This window comes from Amycolatopsis kentuckyensis (genome assembly GCF_002155975.1).
In the GTDB taxonomy this organism is placed as follows: Bacteria; Actinomycetota; Actinomycetes; order Mycobacteriales; family Pseudonocardiaceae; genus Amycolatopsis; species Amycolatopsis kentuckyensis.
This window is the reverse complement of the sequence record NZ_MUMI01000769.1, coordinates 1-4,055: the sequence shown is the minus strand read 5'-3', so window position 1 is coordinate 4,055 and position 4,055 is coordinate 1. Positions and strand designations below refer to the sequence as shown.

The following is a 4,055-nucleotide window of genomic DNA, read 5'->3' as shown; positions in this document are numbered from 1 at the left end:
GCGGCGCCGCGGCAGGCCGGGTCGGTGATCCCGGACCGGCCGGTGCGGGCCAGGTAGGCGTTGAACCCCTTGACGTAGCCCGAAACGACCTGCCGGACCTCGGGTCGCGGCCCCTGCGGCGCGGGCTGGGCGACGAGCCTGTCGACCACGCCGGAGTCGTTGAGCTGCTGGAAGAACAGGTCGCTGTGCAGGTTGTTCTTCGCCTCGGACAGCGACGGGTAGCCCTCGCCGTCCGGGCCGAAGTACCGCGACCGCTGCGCGCTCACCGTGACGTAGATCTTCGCGAGCTCGCAGACGTTGTCGGTCGCCGCCGCGTAGCCGTACCCGTAGCCGAGGCCCCCGAAGTCCTTGGCGACGATGTGCGGGATGCCGTGTTCGGTGTAGCGCAGCACGGCTTTCGCGCTGTCCTCCCCGGCCGCCGCGACGCCGGTGCCGAGTGTGGTGACCGAGAGCGCGGCCGCGAAAACGGCCAGCGCCTTCCGGATGTGCGTCATTCGTACCCCCTTGATCGTGATCACCACGCTACCGACGGCGATCACCTCCGGGTATGGGGGAAAACCCCAATGTTCGTTCATCCGCGCGCAAGCCGGTGTTGGCCGCGGCGGGATAGAAACCGCGCATGACCGAACCGACCCACCACTCCCGCCGCACGCTCCTCAAGACCGGGCTGACCGGCGCCGCCGCGGTCGCCGCCGGCCTCGTCGTGCCGTCCACGGCCTTCGCCGCGGTCCCGCTCGTCCGCCGCGACCGGCCGGTGCTCACCCACGGCGTCCAGTCCGGCGACGTCACGCCGGGCTCGGCGATCGTCTGGTCCCGCGCGGACCGGCCGTCGCGCCTGGTCGTCGAAATCGCGCGGGACCCGTCGTTCCGGCACGCCCGCCGCGTGGCCGGCCCGCTGGTGGGCCCGGACAGCGGCGGCACCGGCCGGGTGCGCGTCCCCGCGCTGGCGCCCGGCACCGAGTACCACTACCGCGTCACCGCCGAAGCCCTCGACGGGCGTGCCACGAGCGAGCCGCTGACCGGCCGGTTCGCCACCGCGCCGGTGGGCCGCCGCGACACCCGGATCCTGTGGTCGGGCGACGTCGTCGGCCAGAACTGGGGCATCAACCCGGCGCTCGGCGGGATGACGATCTTCGCCGCGATGGCCGCCCGCTGCCCGGACCTGTTCCTGCACAGCGGCGACACGGTGTACTCCGACGGCCCGCTCACCGAGACCGTCACCCTCCCCGGCGGCCGGACCTGGCGCAACGTGGTCACGCCCGAGAAGGCGAAGGTCGCCGAGACACTGGACGAGTTCCGCGGCCAGCACGCCTACAACCGCCTCGACGACCACTTCAAGCGCTTCGCCGCGCAGGTGCCCGCCTACGTCCAGTGGGACGACCACGAAGTCCTGAACAACTGGTACCCGGGCAAGATCCTCGACAACCCGGCCTACACCGAGAAGCGCGTCGACGTCCTCGCGCCGCGGGCGTACCAGGCGTTCCACGAGTGGCACCCGATCGACCCGCGCCGCGCCGTCGACGGCCGCGTCTACCGCAGCTTCACCTACGGCTCCCGCGTCGAGATCTTCGTCCTGGACATGCGGACCTACCGCAACGCCAACACCGCGGACCGGACGAAGCCGGGCTACATCCTCGGCGACGCGCAGGCCCGCTGGCTCGCCGACGCGCTCGGCCGCAGCACGGCGACCTGGAAGATCGTCCAGGCCGACATGCCGCTGGGCCTGGTCGTCCCGGACGGCGCCGACATCGAAGCGGTCGCGAACAACCTGCCGGGCGCACCCGGCGGCCGCGAGACCGAGCTGGCCTGGGTGCTGCGGGAGATCCAGCGCCGCCGCGTCCGCAACGTCGTCTGGCTGACCGCCGACGTCCACTACACCGCGGCCCACCACTATTCACCCGACCGGGCGGCCTTCCCGGACTTCGACCCGTTCTGGGAGTTCGTGTCCGGCCCGCTGAACGCGGGCGCGTTCGGGCCGAACACCCTGGACCCGACGTTCGGCCCGCAGGCGGTGTTCGTGCACGCCCCGCCGTCGGCGAACACGGCCCCGATCGACGGCTTCCAGCACTTCGGCGAGCTGAACGTCGACGGCGCGAGCGGCGATCTCACGGTGGACCTGCGCGACGCGACCGGGGCGTCGCTGTGGTCGAAGACGCTGCACCCGGCGGGCTGCTGAACAGGGTCGGCTAGGCTCGCGCGCACCGAAACCCACCGCACCAACGGCATCCGGGGCTTCGCCCCGAGCCGGGGCCTCCGCCACCCGGACCCCGAAGAACAGCAGAAGGAGAAACACCGTCGTGACTGAACGCACGCTGGTCCTGGTCAAGCCCGATGGCGTCGCGCGCGGCCTCGTCGGCGAAGTCATCTCGCGGATCGAGCGCAAGGGCCTCAAGCTCGCCGCGGTCGAGCTGCGGACCGTTCCGCAGGCGCTGGCCGAGGAGCACTACGCCGAGCACAAGGAGCGTCCGTTCTTCGGCGACCTGCTGGAGTTCATCACCTCGGGCCCGCTGGTCGCGCTCGCCGTCGAGGGTCCGCGCGCCATCGCCGCGTTCCGCCAGCTGGCCGGCGGCACCGACCCGGTCGAGAAGGCCACCCCGGGCACCATCCGCGGCGACTTCGCGCTGGAGACCCAGTACAACCTGGTCCACGGCTCGGACTCGCCGGAGTCGGCCGAGCGCGAGCTGAAGCTCTGGTTCCCCGACCTGTGATCCCCCGGACCGGGGCCACGTCCGCGTGGCCCCGGTTTCTTTTTCCGGAGTCCCCATGACGACGATGCCGTTCGCGCCGCGCGACTACCTCCCGGTGCTGGCGGAGCTGACCGGCGCGTTCGCCGAGACGCTGCGCACCGCCGACCCGGCCGCCGCCGTGCCCGACTGCGCCGGCTGGACCGTCACCGACCTCGCGACGCACCTGGGCAACGTGCACCGCTGGGCCGCGACGATCGTCCGCACCGGCGAGGTGCACCCGCAGGACTTCTCCGTCGGCCCGGGCGCCGACCTCGTCCCGTGGTACGCCGAAAGCGCGCGGCTCCTGCTCGGCGAACTCGAGGTCGCCGACCCCGCGGACCCGTGCTGGCACTTCGGCGGCACCGGCAAGACCAAGGCGTTCTGGTTCCGCCGCCAGGTTCACGAAACCGCCGTCCACCTCGCCGACCTCGGCAGCGACCACGTGCTCGACCCGGCCGTGGCCGCGGACGGCGTCGACGAGGTCTTCTCGGCGATGCTGCCGCGCGTGACGCGCTGGCACGCCGTTCCCCGGCTTTCCGGGCCGGTCACCCTGCGCGCCACCGACACCGGCGACGGCTGGACCGTGCACCCCGGCGAACCGCCCGCGCTGGGCCCGGCCGCAGGCGGCGCGAGTGTCGAAGCGCCGGCGCGCGATCTCCTGCTGCGCCTGTGGAAGCGCACCGGGCCGGACCCGCGCGTCACCGGCGACGCCGCGAAGGCGCTCCTCGCCGCACCCTTGACCCCCTGATGGTGTTCTAGACCATTCAGGCGGCGTTCACCGGGAAGTCTTCCCCCGGCCGGGTCACTGCGCTGTGCTGGTCCGGCTCGCTCTCACTCGATACTGGGGTACCTGGTGAAGAAGTCACGCGTCGCGTTGCCGTTCGTCGCCCTGTTCGCGACGGCTTTCGTCGTCCCCGCGGACCGCCTCGAAGCGCCGCTCGGCACGCCGCCGGTCGAGGCCGCGCCCGCCGGGTCGGCGGCCCGCGAAGGTCCGGCGTTCGCCGCCGCGGACCCCGACGACGGCCTGGTCACCGGCAGCGCGACCACCGAGGTCGCGCCCGGCCTGAACCTCACCCAGTTCGACCGGTTCGACCCGGCCGGCTGGATCCGCGGCGACACCCTCACCGTCGACCTGGGCAGCAAGGTGCTGAAGCCGACGTACCTGAGCCCCGGAACGGTCTCCGCGCGCACGCCGCTGTCGCAGCAGGTCGCGCGGGCGGGCGCGGTGGCCGGCGTCAACGGCGACTTCTTCGACATCAACGCGACCGGCGCGCCCATCGGCGTCGGCATCGACCAGGGGCAGCTCCAGACCGCGCCCGCCGCCGGGCA

At 72.9% G+C, this 4,055-nt stretch carries 4 protein-coding genes and 1 pseudogene; 4 read left to right on the top strand and 1 reads right to left on the bottom strand.

Annotation, left to right across the window (positions count from 1 at the left end; all coding sequences use genetic code 11):
* Positions 1 to 494, bottom strand: a 494-nt coding sequence (locus tag CCN39_RS47505) for a penicillin acylase family protein (protein ID WP_143264466.1), incomplete at its 3' end; no start/stop codon positions are given.
* A 125-nt stretch (positions 495 to 619) separates the two neighbouring features.
* Between CCN39_RS47505 and CCN39_RS47500 the strand changes: the two genes are divergently transcribed.
* From CCN39_RS47500 to CCN39_RS47485, 4 genes and pseudogenes are all read left to right on the top strand, one after another.
* Positions 620 to 2,176: an alkaline phosphatase D family protein gene (locus CCN39_RS47500; protein WP_086853724.1), complete on the top strand. Its 1,557-nt coding sequence runs from the start codon at positions 620 to 622 to the stop codon at positions 2,174 to 2,176.
* 121 nt (positions 2,177 to 2,297) lie between these two features.
* Positions 2,298 to 2,708: a nucleoside-diphosphate kinase gene (gene ndk / locus CCN39_RS47495; RefSeq protein ID WP_086853722.1), complete on the top strand. Its 411-nt coding sequence runs from the start codon at positions 2,298 to 2,300 to the stop codon at positions 2,706 to 2,708.
* Between the two features lie 55 nt (positions 2,709 to 2,763).
* Positions 2,764 to 3,474, top strand: a complete 711-nt coding sequence (locus tag CCN39_RS47490) for a maleylpyruvate isomerase family mycothiol-dependent enzyme (RefSeq protein ID WP_086853720.1) — start codon at positions 2,764 to 2,766, stop codon at positions 3,472 to 3,474.
* 105 nt (positions 3,475 to 3,579) lie between these two features.
* Positions 3,580 to 4,055 (top strand): annotated as a pseudogene (locus CCN39_RS47485) (phosphodiester glycosidase family protein); the annotation flags it as partial.

What these genes read in the sequence shown, in the direction of transcription:
- CCN39_RS47500 (WP_086853724.1), top strand. Translation starts at nt 620, where the DNA reads ATGACCGAACCGACCCACCACTCCCGCCGCACGCTCCTCAAGACCGGG.
- CCN39_RS47490 (WP_086853720.1), top strand. Translation starts at nt 2,764, where the DNA reads ATGACGACGATGCCGTTCGCGCCGCGCGACTACCTCCCGGTGCTGGCG.